17 protein-coding genes are annotated in these 20,517 nt (G+C 70.7%); 10 read left to right on the top strand and 7 right to left on the bottom strand.

Annotation, left to right across the window (positions count from 1 at the left end; genetic code table 11):
• The first annotated feature begins 29 nt into the window (after positions 1–29).
• The 3 genes from purH to yccS all read left to right on the top strand — a co-directional run bounded on the left by purH (position 30) and on the right by yccS (position 5,323).
• A complete protein-coding gene (purH, locus tag FD678_RS15255) occupies positions 30–1,616 on the top strand; it encodes a bifunctional phosphoribosylaminoimidazolecarboxamide formyltransferase/IMP cyclohydrolase (protein WP_140725571.1) in 1,587 nt (528 codons plus the stop codon).
• Between the two features lie 136 nt (positions 1,617–1,752).
• Entirely contained in the window at positions 1,753–3,039 is a 1,287-nt protein-coding gene (gene purD / locus FD678_RS15250) for a phosphoribosylamine--glycine ligase (RefSeq protein ID WP_140725568.1), read from the top strand.
• 97 nt (positions 3,040–3,136) lie between these two features.
• Positions 3,137–5,323 (top strand): YccS family putative transporter, encoded by a 2,187-nt coding sequence (gene yccS / locus FD678_RS15245; protein ID WP_140725565.1) that lies wholly within the window; start codon positions 3,137–3,139, stop codon positions 5,321–5,323.
• Between the two features lies 1 nt (position 5,324).
• On the opposite strand, the gene FD678_RS15240 is transcribed toward yccS, so the two are convergent.
• Positions 5,325–6,485 carry an MFS transporter gene (locus FD678_RS15240; RefSeq protein ID WP_218569789.1) on the bottom strand — a complete coding sequence of 387 codons (1,161 nt, stop codon included), beginning with the start codon at positions 6,483–6,485 and terminating at the stop codon, positions 5,325–5,327.
• 152 nt (positions 6,486–6,637) lie between these two features.
• Here FD678_RS15240 and FD678_RS15235 point away from each other — a divergent pair, with 152 nt between their 5' ends.
• From FD678_RS15235 to FD678_RS15220, 4 genes are all read left to right on the top strand, one after another.
• Positions 6,638–7,516 carry a LysR family transcriptional regulator gene (locus tag FD678_RS15235; protein WP_140725560.1) on the top strand — a complete coding sequence of 293 codons (879 nt, stop codon included), beginning with the start codon at positions 6,638–6,640 and terminating at the stop codon, positions 7,514–7,516.
• A 726-nt stretch (positions 7,517–8,242) separates the two neighbouring features.
• A complete protein-coding gene (locus FD678_RS15230) occupies positions 8,243–10,129 on the top strand; it encodes an MFS transporter (protein ID WP_140725557.1) in 1,887 nt (628 codons plus the stop codon).
• Positions 10,130–10,401: 272 nt separating this feature from the next.
• On the top strand, positions 10,402–10,737 hold the full coding sequence (locus FD678_RS15225) for a CD225/dispanin family protein (RefSeq protein WP_140725555.1): 336 nt from the start codon (positions 10,402–10,404) through the stop codon (positions 10,735–10,737).
• Between the two features lie 10 nt (positions 10,738–10,747).
• A complete protein-coding gene (locus FD678_RS15220; protein ID WP_218569761.1) occupies positions 10,748–11,161 on the top strand; it encodes a DUF2752 domain-containing protein in 414 nt (137 codons plus the stop codon).
• Between the two features lie 36 nt (positions 11,162–11,197).
• Here FD678_RS15220 and ampE read toward each other — a convergent pair whose 3' ends face one another.
• The 5 genes from ampE to FD678_RS15195 form a co-directional block, all read right to left on the bottom strand.
• Entirely contained in the window at positions 11,198–12,091 is an 894-nt protein-coding gene (gene ampE / locus FD678_RS15215) for a regulatory signaling modulator protein AmpE (RefSeq protein WP_140725552.1), read from the bottom strand.
• Between the two features lie 60 nt (positions 12,092–12,151).
• Positions 12,152–13,060, bottom strand: a complete 909-nt coding sequence (gene nudC, locus FD678_RS15210) for an NAD(+) diphosphatase (RefSeq protein ID WP_140725547.1) — start codon at positions 13,058–13,060, stop codon at positions 12,152–12,154.
• A 110-nt stretch (positions 13,061–13,170) separates the two neighbouring features.
• Positions 13,171–13,557: an iron-sulfur cluster insertion protein ErpA gene (erpA, locus tag FD678_RS15205; RefSeq protein WP_140725544.1), complete on the bottom strand. Its 387-nt coding sequence runs from the start codon at positions 13,555–13,557 to the stop codon at positions 13,171–13,173.
• A gap of 31 nt (positions 13,558–13,588) precedes the next feature.
• On the bottom strand, positions 13,589–14,002 hold the full coding sequence (locus tag FD678_RS15200; protein ID WP_140725541.1) for a bactofilin family protein: 414 nt from the start codon (positions 14,000–14,002) through the stop codon (positions 13,589–13,591).
• A gap of 2 nt (positions 14,003–14,004) precedes the next feature.
• On the bottom strand, positions 14,005–14,745 hold the full coding sequence (locus tag FD678_RS15195; protein WP_218569760.1) for a DUF6776 family protein: 741 nt from the start codon (positions 14,743–14,745) through the stop codon (positions 14,005–14,007).
• 159 nt (positions 14,746–14,904) lie between these two features.
• On the opposite strand from FD678_RS15195, the gene FD678_RS15190 reads away from it, so the two are divergent.
• From FD678_RS15190 to FD678_RS15180, 3 genes are all read left to right on the top strand, one after another.
• Positions 14,905–15,528 carry a DUF4126 domain-containing protein gene (locus tag FD678_RS15190; RefSeq protein ID WP_140725537.1) on the top strand — a complete coding sequence of 208 codons (624 nt, stop codon included), beginning with the start codon at positions 14,905–14,907 and terminating at the stop codon, positions 15,526–15,528.
• A 39-nt stretch (positions 15,529–15,567) separates the two neighbouring features.
• The gene (locus FD678_RS15185; RefSeq protein WP_140725534.1) at positions 15,568–17,460 is read left to right on the top strand and encodes an EAL domain-containing protein; all 1,893 of its coding nucleotides are present in this window, start codon (positions 15,568–15,570) and stop codon (positions 17,458–17,460) included.
• 252 nt (positions 17,461–17,712) lie between these two features.
• Entirely contained in the window at positions 17,713–20,016 is a 2,304-nt protein-coding gene (locus FD678_RS15180; RefSeq protein ID WP_140725531.1) for an ATP-binding protein, read from the top strand.
• On the opposite strand, the gene bfr is transcribed toward FD678_RS15180, so the two are convergent.
• The gene (bfr, locus tag FD678_RS15175) at positions 19,989–20,459 is read right to left on the bottom strand and encodes a bacterioferritin (protein ID WP_140725528.1); all 471 of its coding nucleotides are present in this window, start codon (positions 20,457–20,459) and stop codon (positions 19,989–19,991) included. The two genes, FD678_RS15180 and bfr, sit on opposite strands and share 28 nt — an antisense overlap.
• Between the last annotated feature and the right edge of the window lie 58 nt (positions 20,460–20,517).

Genomic DNA, 20,517 nt, shown 5'->3' with positions numbered 1-20,517 from the left:
CCGCCCCCGCTCCGCTTCCACCCGACCCCATGCCTGCTGATTTCCTGCCCGTCCGCCGGGCGTTGCTGTCCGTTTCCGACAAGACCGGCCTGGTCGACTTGGCCCGCGCGCTCGCCGCCCGGGGCGTCGAATTGCTCTCCACCGGCGGCACCGCCAAGGCGATCCGCGAGGCCGGCCTGCCGGTCAAGGACGTCTCCGACGTCACCGGCTTCCCGGAAATGATGGACGGGCGGGTCAAGACGCTGCACCCGGTCGTGCACGGCGGCCTGCTCGGCCGCGCCGGCACCGACGACGCGGTCATGGCCGAACACGGCATCGCGCCGATCGACCTGCTGGTGCTGAACCTGTATCCGTTCGAATCGGTCACCGCGCGCGCCGACTGCACGCTCGCCGACGCGGTGGAGAACATCGACATCGGCGGCCCGGCCATGCTGCGCTCGGCGGCCAAGAACTTCGCGCGCGTGGCGGTGGCGACCTCGCCCGACCAGTACGCCGGCCTGCTCGCCGAACTGGACGCCCACGACGGCAAGCTCTCGGCCGCCAAGCGCTTCGCGCTGTCGGTGGCCGCGTTCAACCGCGTCGCGCAGTACGACGCGGCGATCAGCAACTACCTGTCGGCGATCACCGACACGTCGGGAGACGTGCCCGTGCGCAGCGCGTTTTCCGCGCAGGCCAACGGCAGCTTCGTCAAGGTCATGGACCTGCGCTACGGCGAGAACCCGCACCAGCAGGCCGCGTTCTACCGCGACCTGCATCCCGCCCCCGGCTCGCTGGCGACGTTCGAGCAATTGCAGGGCAAGGAGCTGAGCTACAACAACATCGCCGACAGCGACGCGGCCTGGGAATGCGTGCGCCAGTTCGACGCGCCGGCCTGCGTGATCGTCAAGCACGCCAACCCGTGCGGCGTGGCGGTGGGCGTGGCCTGCGGCGATGCCTACGAACTGGCCTACGCGACCGACCCGACCAGCGCGTTCGGCGGCATCATCGCGTTCAACCGCCCGCTGGACGCGGCCACCGCGCAGGCGATCCTGGACCGCCAGTTCGTCGAGGTGCTGATCGCGCCGGACTACGAGCCCGGCGCGCTCGAGTACGCCCGGAAGAAGGCCAACGTGCGCGTGCTGCGCATCCCGCTGGCACCGGCGTCGAAGGGCTTCGTCGATACCAAGCGCGTCGGCTCCGGCCTGCTGATGCAGACCGCCGACGACCGCGTGGTCACGCGCGAGGAATTGAAGGTGGTGACCAAGCTCGCGCCGACCGAATCCCAGTTCGCCGACCTGCTGTTCGCCTGGAAGGTGGCCAAGTTCGTCAAGTCCAACGCGATCGTCTACGCCAAGGACCATCGCACGATCGGCGTGGGCGCCGGCCAGATGAGCCGCGTCTACTCCGCGCGCATCGCCGGCATCAAGGCCGCCGACGCCGGCCTGGTGGTGGAAGGCTCGGTGATGGCGTCCGATGCGTTCTTCCCGTTCCGCGACGGCATCGACGCGGCGGCCGAGGCCGGCATCAAGGCGGTGGTCCAGCCCGGCGGCTCGATGCGCGATGGCGAAGTGATCGCCGCGGCCGACGAACACGGCATCGCGATGGTGTTCACCGGCGTGCGGCATTTCAGGCATTGATACCGGCTGCGCCGGCATCAATCCCAAAGTTTGCTGCGCAAACTTCGGGCCCCAGCCCTGCGCTCCCACACCCCCATTCGCGCCTCCGGCGCGAATCGCCCCCTGACTCAGGGGGCTTTCCTTCGGAGAGATTGCTATGAAAGTGTTGGTCATCGGCTCCGGCGGCCGCGAACATGCGCTGGCCTGGAAGCTCGCCCAATCCCCGCGTGTCGATGAAGTCATCGTCGCGCCCGGCAATGCCGGCACCGCCACCGAGGCCAAGTGCCGCAACGTACCGGTCAAGGTCACCGATCTCGACGGCCTGCTGAAACTGGCGCAGGACGAAGGCGTGGCGCTGACCGTGGTCGGCCCCGAGGTGCCGCTGGTGCTGGGCGTGGTCGATCGCTTCCGCGCCGCCGGCCTGCGCATCTTCGGGCCGACCGCCGCCGCCGCGCAGCTGGAAGGCAGCAAGGCGTTCGCCAAGGACTTCCTCAAGCGCCACGGCATCCCGACCGCGTTCTACGAAGTGCACACCGACGTGGACGCCGCGCTGGCCTATGTCCGCGAGAAGGGCGCGCCGATCGTGGTCAAGGCCGATGGCCTGGCCGCCGGCAAGGGCGTGATCGTGGCGATGACGCTGGCCGAGGCCGAGGCCGCGGTGCGCGACATGCTCTCGGGCAACGCCTTCGGCGATGCCGGCGCGCGCGTGGTGATCGAGGAGTTCCTCGACGGCGAGGAAGCCAGCTTCATCTCGATGGTCGACGGCACGCACGCGCTGCCGATGGCGACCTCGCAGGACCACAAGCGCGTCGGCGACGGCGACACCGGCCCCAACACCGGCGGCATGGGCGCCTATTCGCCGGCCCCGGTGGTCACGCCCGAGGTGCACGCCAGGGTGATGCGCGAGGTGGTCGAGCCGACCGTGCAGGGCATGATCGCCGACGGCGTGCCGTTCACCGGCTTCCTCTACGCGGGCCTGATGATCGACCGCCACGGCGCGCCCAAGGTGATCGAGTTCAACGTGCGCTTCGGCGACCCGGAGACGCAGCCGGTGATGCTGCGCCTGCAGTCCGACCTGGTCGACCTGGTCGAGGCGGCGATCGACGGCAAGCTGCACGAGGCCGAGGCGCGCTGGACGCCGCAGCCGTCGCTGGGCGTGGTGATGGCGGCGCGGCCGTACCCGGAATCGCCGGCCACCGGCGACGTGATCGCCGGGCTGGACGCGGTCCCGGCCGGCGCCAAGGTCTTCCATGCCGGCACCGCGCTGGACGCGGCCGGCAACGTGGTCAGCGCCGGCGGCCGCGTGCTGTGCGTGGCGGCGCTGGGCGAGAGCGTGTCGGACGCGCAGCGCAACGCCTATGCGGGCGTCGCCCGGATCCACTGGGCCAACGAGTTCCACCGCACCGACATCGGCTGGCGCGCGATCGAGCGCGAACGCGGCTGAGCGCGTTCCCGCACGCGCCGCCATGCCCAGGCCGGGCGGCGCTTCCCGCCCGCGGATCCGGCCGGGATAATGCCGGCCGGTCCCCTGCGCAGCGTGCATGAACCGCCTCGACTCCCGCCTCGGCCAGTTGTGGGCCCACGAGAAGGCCAGCTACGGGCTGCGCGTGTTCATCGCGCTGGCCACCGTGATGGGCGCATGCTGGCAGCACCAGCAGCTGCAGGCGGTACCGGCGCTCTTCCTCGGCATCATCGCCAGCGCGATCGCCGAGACCGACGATAACTGGCTGGGCCGCGGCAAGGCGGTGCTGCTGTCGCTGCTGTGCTTCGCCGCGGCCGCGGCCGCGGTCGTGCTGCTGTTCCCCTATCCGCTGCCGTTCGTGCTGAGCCTGGCGCTGTCCACGTTCGCGCTGACCCTGCTGGGCGCGCTCGGCGAGCGTTACGCCTCGCTCGCCCAGGCCACCGTGGCGCTGTCGATCTACGCGATGCTCGGCATGGACCAGCACGGCAGCCGCAGCCCCGAGGCCGCCTGGCACGGCGTCGGACTGCTGTTGCTCGGCGCGAGCTGGTACGGCCTGCTGTCGATCCTGTGGACGGTCCTGTTCGCCAACCGCCCGGTACGCGAGCGGCTGGCGCAGCTGTTCTTCGAACTGGGCCGCTTCATCGAGCTGAAGGCCGACCTGTTCGAACCGGTGCGGCAGAGCGACCTGCACGCGCGCCGGCTGGCGCTGGCCGAACAGAACGCCAGGGTGGTCGCCGCGCTGAACGCCGCCAAGAACGCGATCATCAGCCGCTTCGGGCGCTCGGGCCGGCCCGGCGTGCAATCCGGCGTGTACTTCCGCCTGTACTACATGGCGCAGGAGTTCCATGAGCGCGCCAGTTCCTCGCACTATCCGTACGAGGCGCTGACCGAGGCATTCTTCCACAGCGACGTGCTGTACCGCTGCCAGCGCCTGCTCGGCCTGCAGGGCAAGGCCTGCGCCCGGCTCGGCGAGGCGATCCGGCTGCGCCGGCCGTTCGAGTACGGCGAGCGCACCGCCCAGGCCACCGCCGACCTGCGCGCCTCGCTGGACTTCCTGCATGCGCGCGGCGATGGCCGGCTCGCGCGCCTGCTCGGCTCGCTGGAACTGCTGGTGACCAACCTGCAGACCATCGAGCGCAGGCTTTCCGAAGCCACCCGCACCGACACCACCGGCGAGACCGTCGACACCCGCCTGCGCGATTCCTCGCCGCACACGCTGCGCGAGATGGCCACCCGCATCGGCCGCCAGCTCACGCCCACCTCGGTGCTGTTCCGGCACGGGTTGCGCATGGCGATCGCGCTGGCGGTCGGCTACGGATTGATGAAGCTGATCCATGCCGACAACGGCTACTGGATCCTGCTCACCACCGCCTTCGTGTGCCGGCCGAACTACGGCGCCACCCGGCTGCGCCTGGTCCAGCGCATCGTCGGCACCCTGGTCGGCCTGGTCGCCACCTGGGCGGTGATGCAATTGTTCCCGGGCACCGAACTGCAGCTGCTGCTGGCGCTGGCGGGCGCGCTGGTGTTCTTCATCGCCCGCACCGATCGCTACATGCTGGCCACGGCCGCGATCACGGTGATGGCGCTGCTGTGCTTCAACCTGATCGGCGACGGCTTCGTGCTGATCTGGCCGCGCCTGGTCGACACGCTGATCGGCTGCGCGATCGCCGCGGCCGCCTCGTTCCTGATCCTGCCGGACTGGCAGGGCCGCCGCCTCAACGTGGTGATGTCGACGGTACTGGCCGCCTGCGCGCGCTACCTGGCGCAGGTGCTGGAGCAGTACCGCAGCGGCATGCGCGACGACCTGCCCTACCGCATCGCCCGGCGCGACATGCACAACGCCGACGCCGCGCTCTCCGCGGCGCTGTCGAACATGCTGCGCGAGCCCGGCCGCTATCGCCGCAACCTCGACGCGGGCTTCCGCTTCCTGGCGCTGTCGAGCACCCTGCTCGGTTATCTCTCGGCGCTCGGCGCGCACCGCGCCGAGCTGGCCGAGGACGCCACCGGCGGCGCCGTCGCGGAAGCCGGCAGCTACCTGCAGCGCATGTTCGGGAACATCGCGCAGGCGCTGTCGCAGCGCCAGGAGCTGCCGGTCGGCAACGAGCCGGCCGAGCTGGCCCTGGCGGAACGGCTCGAGGCCGCGCCCGCCGGCGAGGCCGCGTTGCCGGCCAAGCAGCAACTGGTCAACACCCAGCTGGCGCTGATGCTGCGGCTGCTGCCCAAGCTGCGTGCGGCCGCCGCCGCGGTGGTCGACGCCGGGACCTGATTCAGGGCGAGGACGCCGGTTCGGCCGCGTCGTTGAACTCGTGGCGCACGGTCAGCAGCGTCCACAGCAACGCCAGCGCCGCCAGGGCCGCGCCCGCGACCACCACGCCGTTCCACCCGGCCGCGGCGTACGCCCAGGCGCCGGCGCTGGAACCGACCGCGCCACCGATGAAATAGCAGGTGACGTAGGCCGAGGTGATGCGGTTGCGCGCGGCCGGATGCAGGCGGTAGATCACGCTCTGGTTGCCGATGTGCACGCCCTGCACCGCCACGTCGAGCAGCAGCACGCCCGCGACCAGCGCCACCAGCGAATGCGGGGCGGCCGCCAGCAATCCCCAGGACGCCAGCAGCATCAGCAACCCGCCCCAGGTGACCCAGTGCCCGGCTCCGCGGTCGGACAGCTTGCCCGACAGGTTCGCGGCCAGCGCGCCGGCGGCGCCGATCAGGCCGAACAGGCCGATCGTCGCGGTGCCGTAGCCGTAGTCGGGCCCCGAAAGCAGGAACGCCAGCGTGGTCCAGAAGATGCTGAAGCCGGCGAACAGCAGCCCGCCCAGCACCGACCGGGCGCGCAGCACCGGCTCGTCGCGGAGCAGCACCAGCACCGAGGCGACCAGCCGCGGATACGACAACGTGGCCTGGCCCGGGTGCGGCGGCAGGCCGCGCCACAACAGGCCGGCCACCACCAGGATCAGCGCCGCGGCGACCCAGTAGATGGTCTGCCAGCCGCCCAGCCCGGCGAGCAGGCCGGACGCGGTGCGCGCCAGCAGGATGCCCAGCAGCAACCCGCTCATCACCGTGCCCACGGCGCGGCCGCGCTCGTGCGGCGCGGCCAGCGTGGCCGCGAACGGCACCAGCACCTGCGCGCTGACCGCGCAGGCGCCGGTCAGCATCGTGCCGGCCAGCAGCCACCCGAAGCTGTGCGCGCTGGCGCTGATCAACAGCCCGGCCGCGCTCAACGCGTACAGGCCGACGATCAGGACGCGCCGGTCCAGCCGGTCGCCCAGCGGTACGACCAGCATCAGGCCGGCCGCGTAGGCCAGCTGCGCGGCGGTGACGACCAGCCCGGCATGGCCGACGTTGATGCCGAAGTCGCGCGCCAGGAGGTCCAGCAGCGGCTGGGCGTAGTAGTTGCTGGCCACCGCCAGGCCGGTGGCCATCGCCATCAGCAGCACCAGGCCACGCGAAAGCGCGTTGTGGGAGGAGGGGGAGGTGTTCACGGGAGACCGGAGAAATATCGCGGAACGCCAGTCTGGACCTCCCCCCGCCATCTTTCCAATGTATTGTTTTCACCGTATCCATCTCGTTTCGTGATCGCATGTTCAGCCTGCGCCAGCTCGAGTTCGCCGTGGCGGTCGCCGAGGAAGGCAGCTTCACCGCCGCGGCCGCGCGCTGCCACACCGTCCAGTCCGCGCTCAGCCACCAGATCGCCAAGCTCGAGGAACAGCTCGGCGCGCGCCTGTTCGATCGCCGCGGCCGCGGGGTGCGCGTCACCGCGGCCGGCGAGGTGTTCCTGCACAACGCCCGCCGGACGCTGCGCGCCGCGCAGCGCCTGCAGGACGAGATGGCGCAGGCGGTGGGCGTGGTGCGCGGGCGCATCAACATCGGCCAGATCTCGTCGCTGATGACGGTGTGGATCCCCGAACTGCTCAGCGAGTTCCGCCGCGCCCATGCCGAGGTGGACGTGCACCTGCGCACCGGCATGAGCGAAGCGCTGCTGCGCGATCTCGCCGAAGGCCAGCTGGACGTGGCCCTGGTCGGCGTCGGCACCCAGGTGGAACTGCCGGAACAACGCCTGCTGCTGCACGAAGAAGGCCTGGCGCTGATCACCGCGCCGGGCCACCGCTTCGCGCGCCGCCGCAGCGTCGCCCTGCGCGAGCTCGACGACGCCCCGATGGCCGGCCTGAGCCCGGGCGCGGGCGTGCGCGGCATCATCGACGGTGCCTTCGCCGAGGCCGGCCTGCGCCAGCGCCTGCAGTACGAAGCCACCCATGCCGAACTCATCCGCCAGCTGGTGGCCGAGGACCTGTGCATCTCGATCCTGCCGCAGACGACCGCCGAGACCATGGACGGCATCGCCATGGTCAAGCTCACCCCGTCGTTCCGCTTCCTCACCTACGCCTGCTGGCACCGCGACCCCACTCCCGCCGCCCGCGCCTTCGTGGCATTGCTGCGCGAGCGGTACGAGAAGAACTAGGCGAGCAAGCAACGGTGTTGCTGTTGCTCGTGATCTTGTTTTCCGTTTTTGACTTTGACCTACCGGGCCCCCTCCGTAGCGGCGGAGACGATGGGAAAAACCCGAAGGGCGGTGCACAGGGGCTCGCCGGAAAAGGCGAAGCACTGCTTCGCCCCGGCGGGCGGGCATTCGCCGCGCGGCGAATGCCCCGGACTCGTCCGCATAGCGGACGAGTGCGCCGTTTTCGGCCGCGACAGGAGGTCGCGTCCGAAAATCCCATCGGCTCCGCGAACCCACAGCGTAGCTGCGGGCGCGAAGGCGGGGTGTGCTTGATCAGCCGTTCGGCTGCTGTGAAGCGCTTCTTTGGGTTACCTTTCTTTACGCGGCACATCCTTGTGCCGCGCCCTTCGGGCCGGCTCCGCCGTGCGGCGCCGCTCCTGCGGCGCGCGTGCACAAGCAAAGAAAGGTAACTCGCCGCAAGGCGAAAGCTTTTAGCTTTATTGCAAAGGCCCCAAAAGCCAAAATCACGTCCCTGGATGATCAGCCGTTCGGCTGCTGAAAAGCCATTCCCGCCTTGCGGGAATGGCGGTAGTGGGATGGCGCGAGGCGGTGAGATGCCGTGGCCGTATGGATGGAGCGGAAGCAAGAATCGCCATCGTCAGCGACAGCAACCCCAACTAACCTCCCACCCCGCAATCAGAACCCCATCCGATTTGCTAGGCTGCGCGCGTCCGCAAAGGAGCCTGCATGTCCAGCCACAGCCAGTTCGCCCTCCTGAAGCAACGCCGCTTCCTGCCGTTCTTCGCCGTACAGGCCCTGGGCGCCTTCAACGACAACGTCTACCGCCAGGCCATCATCGGCCTGTTGTTCTATCTGGGCGTGGACGAAGCCCAGCGCACGCTCTACACCAACCTCGCCCCGGCGCTGTTCATCCTGCCCTACTTCCTGTTCTCCGCCATCGCCGGCCAGATCGCGGAAAGGCTGGAGAAGCAGAAGCTGATCGTGATCACCACCACCATGGAGATCGGGATCATGTCGCTGGCGGCGGTCGGCTTCCTGACCCAGAACATGCCGGTCCTGCTGGTCGCGCTGTTCTGCACCGGGCTGCAGTCCACCCTGTTCGGCCCGGTGAAGTACTCGATCCTGCCGGCCGTGCTCAAGCCGGAGGAACTCACCGGCGGCAACGGCCTGGTCGAGATGGGCACGTCGATCTCGATCCTGTGCGGCATGATCGTCGGCGGCCTGATCTTCCAGATCGCCGGCACGCACGGGCCGGAAACGGCCGCCACCGCGGTGATCGCGATCGCGGTGTGCGGCAATCTCTGCGCCCGGCTCATCCCGAAGGTCGATGCCGGCGCGCCCGGGCTGAAGGTGCGCTGGAACCCGCTGCCGGAGTCGCTGGCGATCATGCGCCTGACCCGCAGGACGCCGGCGGTGCGCAACGCCATCCTCGGCGTGTCCTGGTTCTGGTTCATCGGCACCGTGCTGACCGCGCAGCTGCCCAGCTACGCGGAGATCAACCTCGGCGGCCACCAGGAGCTGTACGTGTTCGCGCTGGCGCTGTTCTCGATCGGCACCGGCGCCGGCTCGCTGCTGTGCGAGAAGCTGTCCGGCCGCACGGTCGAGATCGGCCTGGTGCCGCTGGGCGCGTTCGGCATCAGCGCGTTCCTGCTAGACCTCTACTTCGCCCGTCCGGGGCATGCGCTGCTGGCTGGCCTGGACATCGGCCAGTTCCTGCGCCAGCCGGGCAGCGGACGGATCGTGTTCGACCTGGTCGGCATCGGCGTGTTCACCGGTTTCTTCGTGGTGCCGCTGTTCGCGCTGATCCAGAGCCGCACGCCCAAGGCCGAGCTGTCGCGGGTGATCGCGGGCCTGAACATCCAGAACTCGCTGTTCATCGTCACCGCCGCGGTGCTCGGCATCGCGGTGCAGCGCTTCCTCGGCTGGACCATCCCGCAGGTGTTCCTGGCGCTGGCGATCGCCAACACGCTGGTGGCGATCTGGATCTTCAGCATCGTGCCCGAGTTCCTGATGCGCCTGCTGAGCTGGATGATGGTGCGCACGCTGTACCGGCTGCGCCTGCACGGCATCGAGAAACACGTGCCGGACGAAGGCGCCGCGCTGATCGTCTGCAACCACGTCAGCTACATGGACGCGCTGATCCTGTCGGCGACGATCCCGCGCCCGGTGCGCTTCGTCATGTACTACAAGATCTTCAACATCCCGGTGATGCGCTGGATCTTCCGCACCGCCAAGGCGATCCCGATCGCCGGCGCCAAGGAGGACCCGGAACTGATGCAGCGCGCGTTCGATGCGGTCGACGCGGCGCTGGCCGAGGGCGAGCTGGTGTGCGTCTTCCCGGAGGGCGCGTTGACCAAGGACGGCGATATCGCGCCGTTCAAGTCCGGCGTGGAGAGGATCCTGGCGCGCCGGCCGGTGCCGGTCGTGCCGATGGCGCTGCGCGGGATGTGGTCGAGCATGTGGAGCCGGCGCGACTCGCGGATGCGCCGCATGCGCCTGCCGCGGCGCTTCCGCGCGCACGTCGACGTGGTCGCCGGCGAGCCGATGCCCGGCGACAGCAGCGCCGCGGCCCTGGAAGCGCGCGTGCGCGCGCTGCGCGGCGAGCATGCCTGAGCCCGCGGCGGATCGCCTTTGCGATCCGCCGCGGCCATCGCTACGCTGTACCGGCAAGCACGCTGCAGGGGCTCCACTGCATTGCACACGGAAAGGCATCCGCCACGGGGGAGGGCCATGTCGACATCGATCAGCGTCGCCGCCGGCCGCCGCCTCCGCGGCCCCGTCACCCTGCCATGGCGCCGGCGCGACCCGCCGTCCGCCGCTCGTCCCTCTTGCCCCCGCAAGCCCTGCCCACTCTGCATCACCACCCAAGGAAACAGGAGTTCCACATGAGCGCAGTTCCTCCCGTCACCCCGCCGCCGGTCGCCGCCTCCGAGCCGATCCCGAACCACCTGGCGTGGTCGATCATCTCGACCATCCTGGCCACCTGCCTGTGCTGCCCGGTCGGCCTGATCGGCATCGTCGCCATCGTGTTCTCCAGCAAGGTCACCACGCTGCTCAACCAGGGCGACATCGAGGGCGCCCGGCGCGCCTCGAACACCGCCAAGACCTGGTGCTGGGTCGCGACCGCGCTGGCGATCGTCGGCCTGGTCATCAACATCGTCTGGTTCGCCACCGGCGGCACCCAGGCCTACATGGAAATGCTGCAGCAGTACCAGCAGTAAGGGCGCGGACTTGAAGGCCCCGGCCTGGCTCAAGGTCACCGGACTGGCATCGGCCGCGCTCGCGGCCGGTGCCGGCGTCTGGGTGCTGCGCCATTACGACCCCAACGTGGCGGGCAACCCGTTCCCGCCCTGCATGTTCTATGCGTTGACCGGGCACTACTGCATCGGCTGCGGGCTGACCCGCGCCCTGCACGCGCTCGTGCACGGCGACATCGCCCGCGCCTTCCACATGAACCCGCTGGCGATGATCGCGTTGCCGCTGATGCCGCTGATGGCGGCCTGGTCGTCCGGCTGGCAGCCGCGCCCGTTGCAGCCGCTGATGCGGGTCGTGCTCGAACCCAAGCTGTGGCTGGTCCTGCTGCCCACGTACTGGGTGGCGCGCAACCTGCCGTGGCCGCCGTTCACCTGGCTCGCGCCCATCTAGCGCGCCGCCGCCCCGCGCCAGGGCACCGCGGCCCCGTCAGGCCACCCAGCCGGCGATCACCAGCAGCGCCAGCACCACCATCCACAGCAGCAGCACGCGCCAGACCAGGCTCATCGCATCGCGCAGCTCGGGCAGGCGACGCCATACCGGCACCAGGCCGGCATCGGTGTAGTCGTGCGCCTCTTCGCGCAATTCGGCGCTGACGCTGGCCCGCGCCACCGCACCGAGGAACGCCGGCTCCAGCGACCAGCGATTGCCATGGGCCTCGCGCCAGGCCCGGTAGACCGTGTCGAAATTGCCGACCAGCGCCATCGACAGCGCCATCAGCTGCGCCACCGGCCATTCCAGCACCGCCAGCAGCCGGTGCGCGCCTTCCAGGTGGCGCGCGGGCAGGCGCTCGGACAGCGCGCCCTCCACCAGTTGCGCGCTCAGCCGGTACAGCACCGCGCCCACCGGCCCGAGCAGCAGGAACCAGAACATCACCGCGAACCAGCGCCGCAATGCATTGACCACCACCGCGGCCACCAGCGACGGCGCGTCCTCGTGCAGGCTGCCGCCGGCCGATTGCAGGTGGGCGATCGCCAGGCGCCGCGAGGAAGGCTCCTCGGCGTCGATCACCGCTTCCACGTCGCGGTCGAGGTCGCGCGGCCCCCAGGTCCAGGCCAGCACGCCGATCCCGAGCGCCAGCGAAGGCAGCCCGAAGCCGATGCCGGACAGTCCCCATTGCACGGCCAGCACCAGCAGCAGCGGCGGCGCCAGCACCAGCGCCACGCCATAGACGCCACGCCACGCCGCCAGCCCGCCGGCGTGCGCGTCCAGCCAGCCCACCCAGCGCTCCAGCCAGGCGAAACGGCGCAGCGATGCCGCCAGTGCCGGAGCGACATGGCCCAACGCGAGTGCGACGATCACGGCGACCAGGGTGGTGAACATGTCGGATCCTCCTGGACCGATTCTATGCGAGCGCCGGCAACGGCCGCGTTATCGCCCAGGTCAGTCCCGGGCGTGGAACCAGTGCTCGACCAGCGCCCGCGCGATCGAGATCGGCGGCGGCAGGCGGATGCCATCGCCATCGTCCTCGCGGTCGCGCGCCAATGCCGCGCCCACGTCCTCGCGGCCGAACCAGCGCGCGTCCTCCAGCTCGCCGTCCACCTGCGGTACCTGACCGGGATCGGCGACGGCCTCGAACCCCAGCATCAGCGCGCCCGGGAATGGCCATGGCTGCGCTCCCAGGTAGCGGCAGCCGGCGACCCGGACCCGGGTCTCCTCGAACACCTCGCGCGCCACCGTCTGTTCGAGCGACTCGCCCGGCTCGACGAAGCCGGCGATCACCGAGTAGCGGCGCGGCGGCCAGTTCGGTTGCCGCCCCAGCAACAGGCGTTCGCCGTCGGAGACCGCCACGATCACCGCGGGGTCCACGCGCGGATAGTGCTCGTTGCCGCATTGCGCGCAATGCCCGATGAACCCGGCACGCCGGAACTCGATCGCGCCGCCGCAGACGCCGCAGAAACGGGTGCGCGCCTGCCAGTAGGACATGCCGCGCGCGTAGGCGAAGGCGCTGGACGCGCGCGTGTCCCAGCTCGCCGCCGCCTGGCGCAGGTCGATCCGGCCCGGCGCCTGCGCCGCGACCGTCGCCGCGTCCACGCAGAACCAGCCGCGCCCGTCCTGCAACCCGAGGAAGATCGCCGTGCCGGGGCCGCCGCCCAGCTCGGCCCCGGTCAGCGCGAACGGCTGGCCGTCGGCGTCGGCGAAGGCATTGCCGTCGTTGTCCAGGACCAGCACGCGCGCCTCGTCCCAGAGCGCGGCCACGGCGGCGGCATCGTTGCGCAACGCATCGGCGCGATCGAGCGGCTCGCCGACGAAGGCGAAGCCCGAAAACGGAGGAGGAAGATCGTTAGGCATCCGCGGAAGCCTGCCGACATTCGCATGGCATCGCAACCGCGCCATGCGCCCAGGGACCTATCCGACCGCGCGCGGGAACGCCCGGCCGCCCGGACCGGCGCCGGCGCGGCTCAGACGCTGAAGCTGCTGCCGCAGCCGCAGGTGCTCTTGGCGTTCGGATTGCGGATCACGAACTGCGCGCCGGTCAGGCCCTCGGTGTAGTCCACCTCGGCGCCCATCAGGTATTGCAGGCTCAGCGGATCGACCAGCAGGGTCACGCCGTCGGTATCCACCGCCAGGTCGTCCTCGGCGCGGTTCTCGTCGAACTCGAAGCCGTACTGGAAGCCCGAGCAGCCGCCGCCCTGGATGTAGACGCGCAGCGCCAGGTCGGCGTTGCCTTCCTCCTGGATCAGCTCGCGCACCTTGGCGGCGGCGGCCGGCGTGAAGTTCAGCGGCCGTTCCAGCGACTGGTAGTCGGGAGCGGGCGCGGCCGTGGGCAGGGAAACGAGCGTACTCATGCGCGCGAGATGGGGGCGTCCGCCCGGCTTATCAAGCCGGCTCCAGCGCCTCTTCTGGCACGGGCGAGGGCAGCGCCGCGATCGCGCCGGCGTGGATCAGCCGCCCGGTCAGCTGCGCACCGGCGCTCATCTCGACCACCTGGTAGTGCACGTTGCCCTGCACGCGGGCGTTGGCGGCCAGCTCGACCTTCTCGGAGGCGTGCACGTCGCCGGTCATCTTGCCGTTGATGACCACCACCGGCGCGCGGATCTCGCCCTCGACGATGCCGGTCTCGGCCAGGGTCACCGCGGCCTGGCTTCCCTCGTCGGCGATCACCTTGCCGACCACGCGGCCCTCGATGTACAGGCCGCCGCTGAAGGTCAGGTCGCCGCGGATCACCACCTGCGCGCCGATCAGCGTGTCGACCACGGTCTGGCCTCCCCGGCCGGATTTGTTCCCGAACATGTTCATTCCCCCGCGTCGCTGCCGACGCGTTTCCAATCGAAGGTCTGGTTTACCGGCGCCCCACCGCCGGACAGCGAGATTCTCACACGTTGCGGGGTGAAATCCTTGGGCAGGATCACGCTGCCCTCCAACTGCTGGAAGTAACGGAACGAATAATCCTGGCCGGGCACGTTCTGCTTCTGGTGCAGCTCGTCCCAGCTGACCGTGGTCAGCTTGCCGGCGCGCACGCCCTCCACCGAGAAGCGCAGCTGGCCCTGGCTGATCGCCCCGCGGTTGAGGTTCTGGGTTAGCACCGCGGTGTAGCTCCAGCTCCCGCCGGCCTCCGGCGCGAACTCGATCGAGTGCACGTTCAGGCCCTTGCGCTGGCTGGTCGATCCGACCAGCCGCTCGTAGAAGGCCACGTCGGCCCGCAGCGCCGCGATCTGCTCGTCGCGCTCGGCCAGGGAGGCCTGGATCTCGGTATTGGCGGCGCGGCTGATCTTGTCCGACACCGCCAGGTTGACCTGGCGCTGCTTCAGCTCCTCGATCTGGCGCGCCTGCGCGGCCTCGCGCGCGCGCGACCGGCCCAGCTCGGCCTCCGCCTCGGCCAGCCGCGGCACCGCGCTGCGCCCGGCCCACCACCAGGTCAGCCCGAGCGAAGCCAGCCACAACACCGCGATGGCGGCGATCCAGCCCCGCCGCCACGACGGCGAGCCCGGCGAGGCGGTTTGCATGAAGCGGATGCGGGGCTTGGGCTGGCTCATCGTCGGAGAATGCGCGGCCGGTCGCCGGCCGGTTCCTGAAACGGGCGGCCCGGCAGTGTAAACCACCGTTCCGTCACGGCACGGGAACGCCCGGCGGGCGACTGGCGCCGTGGCCGCGCTTGGCGGATAGTTCCTCCCTCCCCGCTCCGGGCGTTGGGCATGAACGAAGCGCACCTGTTCGTCATCGGCATCCTGCTGGCCTGGCTGGCCGGCATCCGCGTCTACCTGACCGTGTTCGGCGTCGGGCTCGCCGGCCTGCTCGGCTGGGTCGACCTGCCGCCGGCATTGCAGGCCACCCAGTCCTGGTGGGTGCTGGGCACCTCCGGCGCGCTCGCGCTGGTCGAGTTCTTCGCCGACAAGATCCCGGGCGTGGACTCGGCCTGGGACCTGTTGCAGACGCTGGCGCGGGTCCCGGCCGGCGCCTTCCTGGCGGCCGCGACGCTGTCGCCCGACGGCCAGCTGGGCGCCGGCACGCTCGCCGCCGGCGCGGGCATCGCCCTGGCCAGCCATGGCCTGAAGGCCGGCACGCGCGCCCTGCTGAACACCTCGCCGGAACCCGCCAGCAACTGGATCGCTTCGGTCGCCGAGGACACCGTGGTCACCGCCACGCTCGCCCTGGCCGTGGCCCACCCGTGGCTGGCATTGGCTTTCGTGCTCGCCGCCAGCCTGGTCGGCGCGCTGCTGGTGTGGTGGGCGTGGCGGCTGCTCTGGCGCGGCGTGCGACGGCTCACCGCGCCGTTGCGCGAGCCCCCGCCGGGCCATCCCGGTTCCCCGCTCCCGTGAAGATGACCGCATAATCGCCGGCTCTACCTGGGGGACGTGATGGCCGATCGAAATCCGGTGCCTTCTCCGGTGCGCGAGGACGCGAACGCGCGCGGGCGCAATGCCGTGCGCGCCGAGACGCCGCCGGCCGATTACTGGCGGCGCTGGGAGAACCAGGCGCCCCCCGGCGTGGCCGCCGGCGCGCCCGTCCCCGCTCCCGCGCCGGCCACGGCGACCCCGCCACCGGCCACGCCCGCGTCGCCCGTTGCCGCCACCGTGCTGCCGGAACTTGCGGCGGCCAACGACGCGCCGTACCGGATCCTGATCGTCGAGGACGATCGTTCGCAGGCCCTGTTCGCGCAGAGCGTGCTGCATGGCGCCGGCATGCACGCGCAGGTGGAGATGGTCGCGGCCAACGTGCAGCAGGCGATCGGGGACTACCGGCCCGACCTGATCCTGATGGACCTGCACATGCCGGACCTGGACGGCATGCGCCTGACCGCGCTGATCCGCCAGCAGCCGCAGCACCAGTTGCTGCCGATCGTGTTCCTGACCGGCGACCCCGATCCGGAGCGGCAGTTCGAGGTGCTCGACAGCGGCGCCGACGACTTCCTTACCAAGCCGATCCGTCCCCGGCACTTGGTCGCGGCGGTTTCCAACCGCATCCGCCGCGCGCGCCAGCAGGCCCAGCTCCAGCAACCCGCGTCCGCCCCAGCCACCGCAGCCAGCCATCCGGAAACCGGCCTGTCCACCCGCGTCCACCTGATGCACAGGCTTGGCCAGCTGCTGGACGAGCGCATGCCCGGGGGCGCGTTCTTCATCGAGATCGCCAGTGCGCTCGGCCTGCGCGAGCGGTTCGGCTATGCCGCGTTCGAACGGCTGATGACCCAGGCCGGCCACCGCCTGGCCGCGGTCGCGCAATCGCACGCGCTGGCGCGCCTGAGCGACAACAGCTTCCTGCTGCTGGCGCCGGGCATGCCCGATGCGGACATGGAAACCTTCGCCCGCGACTTGCGCGCGCACCTGGCGGCGCAGCCGTTCACGGTCCGCGACGACGAAGCCGTGCACCTGCGCTGCGCGATCGGTTTCGCCTCGCTCCCCGGGGCGTTCGGCGATGCCGGCACCGTCCTGGAAGCGGTCGAGCGCACCGCGCTGCAGGCGCGCCTGCACAGCGGCATACAGCGCCATTCGCCCGCCGACGAGCGCGGCAACGAAGACCATCTCGAGTGGGTCGCCGGCCAGCTCGAACTGGCCTACCAGCCGATCGTCGCGGTGGCCGGCGGCGGCGGCGCGCAGTACCAGGTGCTGCTGCGCCTGCGCCAGCCCGACGGCACGCTGCTCTCGGCCGGGCAGGTGATCCCGGCCGCCGAGGCCGCAGGCCGCATCGCCGACCTCGACCAGCAAGTGCTCGAGCACGCGCTCGGCCTGCTGCACACCTACCAGCACGCCACGCCGCCGTTGCGCCTGTTCGTCTCGCAATCGCCACGCACGCTGGCCCGCGAGGCGTTCGCCGAATGGCTGCTGCAGTCGATCCAGCAGCGCGCGATCCAAGGCACCTCGCTGGTCATCGACGTGCGCCTGCAGGATGCGTTGATCCACGCGGTGACGCTGGAGCGGTTCTGCGCCCGCCTGATGCCGGCGGGCGTGCAGTTCTGCATCAGCCAGTACGAACCCGGCCCGGAAGCGAACGCGCTGCTCGGGCACCTGCCGCTCGGCTACGTCCGCCTGGCCAACCGCTTCGCCGGCAGCCACGCCGACACCCGCATGCGCGGCGAACTGCGCGAGGCGATCGACCTGGCGCACCGGCGCGGCCTGCAGATCATCGGCCAGCAGATCGAAGATGCGCAGGCCGCCGCGGCGATGTGGGTGAGCGGCGTGGACTTCATCCAGGGCAACCTGGTGCAGTCCGTCGGCCAGGGCCTGGACTTCGATTTCCAGAACGCGGTGCTCTAGGGCCTGCAACGCCATCGGGACAGGCCACGCCGTGCGGGGCAAGGAAGAACGAGGGGATTCATGTCGGTAGACGATCGAGTGACGACGCCACACCGTGCACGCCCAGGCGCGGCCCTCCGGGATGCCGTGTGCGGCTCGAACGGGCGGCCGGTGCCGGGCGCATCATGGTCCGCCCACGACGCCGCGCACGACCGGCCCGCGGCCGCATACGGCAGCACGGCCCATCCCCATAGCGCTAACAGGCCCTAGCGCATGTCCGCCAACCGCACGGCGGCGCTCGGGTTGGCGATCGCGGCGGCGGTGGCGGCCCTGGGCTGCGTCGCGGCCCTGTTGCTGCGCCAACCGGGTCCCTGGGCCTGGCTGCTGGCGCCGCTGGTCCTGGCGATGCTGCTGGCCGCCCTGCGGCTCGGCCACGGCCTGCGCGCAGAACGCCGGCGGGCGGCGGCGTTGCGCGGGCAGCTGAAGGCCGTCGAGCAGGAGCGCGATGGCCTGCGCCAGGAGCTGCTCAGCCACGACCAGCTCGAACAGCAGCTGCTGCAAGCCAAGCAGGCCGCCGAGGCGGCGGTGCTCGCCAAGGGCGAGTTCCTGGCCACGATGAGCCACGAGATCCGCACGCCGCTCAACGGCATCCTGCCGATGCTGGACCTGATCGCGCGCGGCCCGCTCGGGCTGGACCAGCGCGAGATGCTGCGCACCGCCACCGCCAGCTCGATGCAGCTGCTGCGCATCGTCGACGACATCCTCGACTACTCCAAGCTCGAAGCCGACAAGCTCCAGCTGGAGATCACCACCTTCAACCTGCGCGAGATGCTCGAAGGCGTGGTGCAGCTGATGCAGCGCGCCGCCGAGGAGAAGCGCCTGAAGCTCTCGCTGCGGATCGACCCGGCGGTGCGCCTGTCGGTGCGCGGCGACCCGGTGCGCCTGCGCCAGGTCCTGGGCAACCTGATCAGCAACGCGGTGAAGTTCACCGAGCGCGGCCACGTCGACGTGCAGGTGCAGCGGCTCGGCGAGGCCAAAGCCCAGCACCTGCTGCGCTTCCAGGTCAGCGACACCGGCATCGGCATCGCGCCGGAGCAGCAGTCGCGCCTGTTCCGTTCCTTCACCCAGGCCGACGCCTCCACGACCCGGCTGTATGGCGGCACCGGCCTCGGCCTGGCGATCTGCAAGCGCATCGTCGACCTGATGGGCGGGCGCATCGGCGTGGAATCCACGCCCGGCGCAGGGTCCAACTTCTGGTTCGAGGTCCCGTTGCTGAAAGTGCTCGGCGACATGGACGCCCCGGCGGCGACCGCCCAGGGGCAGCGCGTCCTGCTGGTTTCCAGCGACCTCGCGCTGTCCCAGCGCATGAGCCGCCTGCTGGGCGACTGGGGCCTGGACGTGCAGGGCGTGGAAACCACGCAGGAAGCGCTGGAACGCCTTCGCGCCGGGGCCACCTTGCCGGCCTACCGCATCGTGGTCGCCGACCACGACACCCTGCGCTACAGCGCGCGTGCGCTGCAGCGCACGCTGGCGCGCCAGGAATCCGGCCAGCCCCGGCTGATCTGGCTCTACGGCCAGCACCCGCTCCCCGACGAGATCCAGCGCCATCCCGACCTGCTGCCCCGGCAGGCGCCGGATGCCAGCATCCGCACCGCGCTGTTCCCGCCGGAACCGGCGCCGGCGGTCGAGGCCGAGCCGGCCGCGCCGGCGATGGCCGCGCCGACGCGCCCCGCCCGCATCCTGCTGGTCGAGGACAACCCGGTGAACATGCTGGTCGCCCGCAAGATCCTCGACTCCCTGGGCCACCAGGCCGATACCGCCGGCAACGGCGCACAGGCCCTGGAAGCGATGCTCCAGCAGCCCTACGACCTGGTGCTGATGGACTGCCAGATGCCGGTCCTGGACGGTTACGCGGCGACCCGCCGCTGGCGCGCGCGCGAAGCGGGCCAGTCCGCACGGCCCCTGCCGATCATCGCCATGACCGCCAATGCCATGGCCGGGGATCGCGAGCGCTGCCTGCATGCCGGCATGGACGACTACCTGTCCAAGCCGGTGTCGCGCGACCAGTTGGCCAGTTGCCTCGCCCGCTGGCTGCCGCAACCCGGGCGCGCGCCGGCCCCTGCCCTTGCCCCGGCAGTCCCGCAGGCGCCCGAGCAAGCCGCCGAGGCGGCCCAGGCGGCCGCGCTGCCGGTGCTGGACACCGGCGTGCTGGACGAGCTGCGCGAGGTGGCCGGAGCGGAAACCGCGCGCATCATCGCGCTGTTCCTGGAGGACGCGCCCGGCCTGATCGGCCAGTTGGAAACGGCCGCCACCACCGGCGACATCGAGAAGCTGCGCGACGTGGCGCACATCCTGAAGGCCTCGAGCGCCAATGTCGGCGCGATGGCCCTGTCCAACGCCGCGCGCAGGATCGAACTGTCGGCGCGCACCGGCATGCTGGACCGGCCCGGCGTGCTGGTGGCGCTGGCGATCGCGGAGAACGCGCGCGCCCGCGTCGCGCTGATCGGCTACGCCGGCCGGCTCGCGGCAGCGGCCGCGCGCGAGGCGGATCAGTCTTCCAGCTTGGTGAGCAGGTAGTTCGGCTCGCCGATGCGGTCCACCAGGTCCAGCTGCGTCTCCAGCCAGTCGATGTGCTCTTCTTCCTGCTCCAGGATGTCGGCCAGCAGCTGCCGGCTCACGTAGTCCTTGACCGATTCGCAATAGGCGATGGCTTCGCGCAGCAGCACGGCGCCTTCGCGCTCCAGCGCCAGGTCGCAACGGAACATCTCGGTCGGGCTCTCGCCGATGCGCAGCTTGCCCAGCGCCTGGAAGTTCGGCAGCCCCTCGAGGAACAGGATGCGGTCCGACAGCTTGTCGGCATGCTTCATCTCGTCGATCGATTCCTTGTACTCGTGCTCGGCCAGTTCCTTCAGGCCCCAGTTCTTCAGCATCTTGGCGTGCAGGAAGTACTGGTTGATCGCGGTGAGCTCGTTGTAGAGCGCCTTGTTGAGGTACTCGATGACCTTGGTATCGCCTTTCATGCGACGTCTCCAGCGGTGGGGCGGGCGCACTCTAGCGCTTTCGCCGCATCGATGAAGA

This window comes from Pseudomonas sp. Hp2, assembly GCF_006386585.1.
Lineage (GTDB): Bacteria > Pseudomonadota > Gammaproteobacteria > Xanthomonadales > Xanthomonadaceae > Pseudomonas_S > Pseudomonas_S boreopolis.
Note: the sequence above shows the minus strand (reverse complement) of the source record. Positions and strands in the feature narration are given on the sequence as shown.

Excerpts from the sequence above, each read along its gene's own strand:
- FD678_RS15200 (WP_140725541.1), bottom strand. The coding sequence starts at position 14,002 with ATGTTCGGGAACAAATCCGGCCGGGGAGGCCAGACCGTGGTCGACACG.
- ampE (WP_140725552.1), bottom strand. The coding sequence starts at position 12,091 with ATGTTCACCACCCTGGTCGCCGTGATCGTCGCACTCGCGTTGGGCCAT.
- yccS (WP_140725565.1), top strand. The coding sequence starts at position 3,137 with ATGAACCGCCTCGACTCCCGCCTCGGCCAGTTGTGGGCCCACGAGAAG.
- purH (WP_140725571.1), top strand. The coding sequence starts at position 30 with ATGCCTGCTGATTTCCTGCCCGTCCGCCGGGCGTTGCTGTCCGTTTCC.
- FD678_RS15235 (WP_140725560.1), top strand. The coding sequence starts at position 6,638 with ATGTTCAGCCTGCGCCAGCTCGAGTTCGCCGTGGCGGTCGCCGAGGAA.
- erpA (WP_140725544.1), bottom strand. The coding sequence starts at position 13,557 with ATGAGTACGCTCGTTTCCCTGCCCACGGCCGCGCCCGCTCCCGACTAC.
- FD678_RS15185 (WP_140725534.1), top strand. The coding sequence starts at position 15,568 with ATGGCCGATCGAAATCCGGTGCCTTCTCCGGTGCGCGAGGACGCGAAC.
- bfr (WP_140725528.1), bottom strand. The coding sequence starts at position 20,459 with ATGAAAGGCGATACCAAGGTCATCGAGTACCTCAACAAGGCGCTCTAC.
- FD678_RS15225 (WP_140725555.1), top strand. The coding sequence starts at position 10,402 with ATGAGCGCAGTTCCTCCCGTCACCCCGCCGCCGGTCGCCGCCTCCGAG.
- FD678_RS15180 (WP_140725531.1), top strand. The coding sequence starts at position 17,713 with ATGTCCGCCAACCGCACGGCGGCGCTCGGGTTGGCGATCGCGGCGGCG.
- FD678_RS15195 (WP_218569760.1), bottom strand. The coding sequence starts at position 14,745 with ATGAGCCAGCCCAAGCCCCGCATCCGCTTCATGCAAACCGCCTCGCCG.
- FD678_RS15230 (WP_140725557.1), top strand. The coding sequence starts at position 8,243 with ATGTCCAGCCACAGCCAGTTCGCCCTCCTGAAGCAACGCCGCTTCCTG.
- FD678_RS15190 (WP_140725537.1), top strand. The coding sequence starts at position 14,905 with ATGAACGAAGCGCACCTGTTCGTCATCGGCATCCTGCTGGCCTGGCTG.
- FD678_RS15240 (WP_218569789.1), bottom strand. The coding sequence starts at position 6,485 with ATGGCGATGGCCACCGGCCTGGCGGTGGCCAGCAACTACTACGCCCAG.
- nudC (WP_140725547.1), bottom strand. The coding sequence starts at position 13,060 with ATGCCTAACGATCTTCCTCCTCCGTTTTCGGGCTTCGCCTTCGTCGGC.
- purD (WP_140725568.1), top strand. The coding sequence starts at position 1,753 with ATGAAAGTGTTGGTCATCGGCTCCGGCGGCCGCGAACATGCGCTGGCC.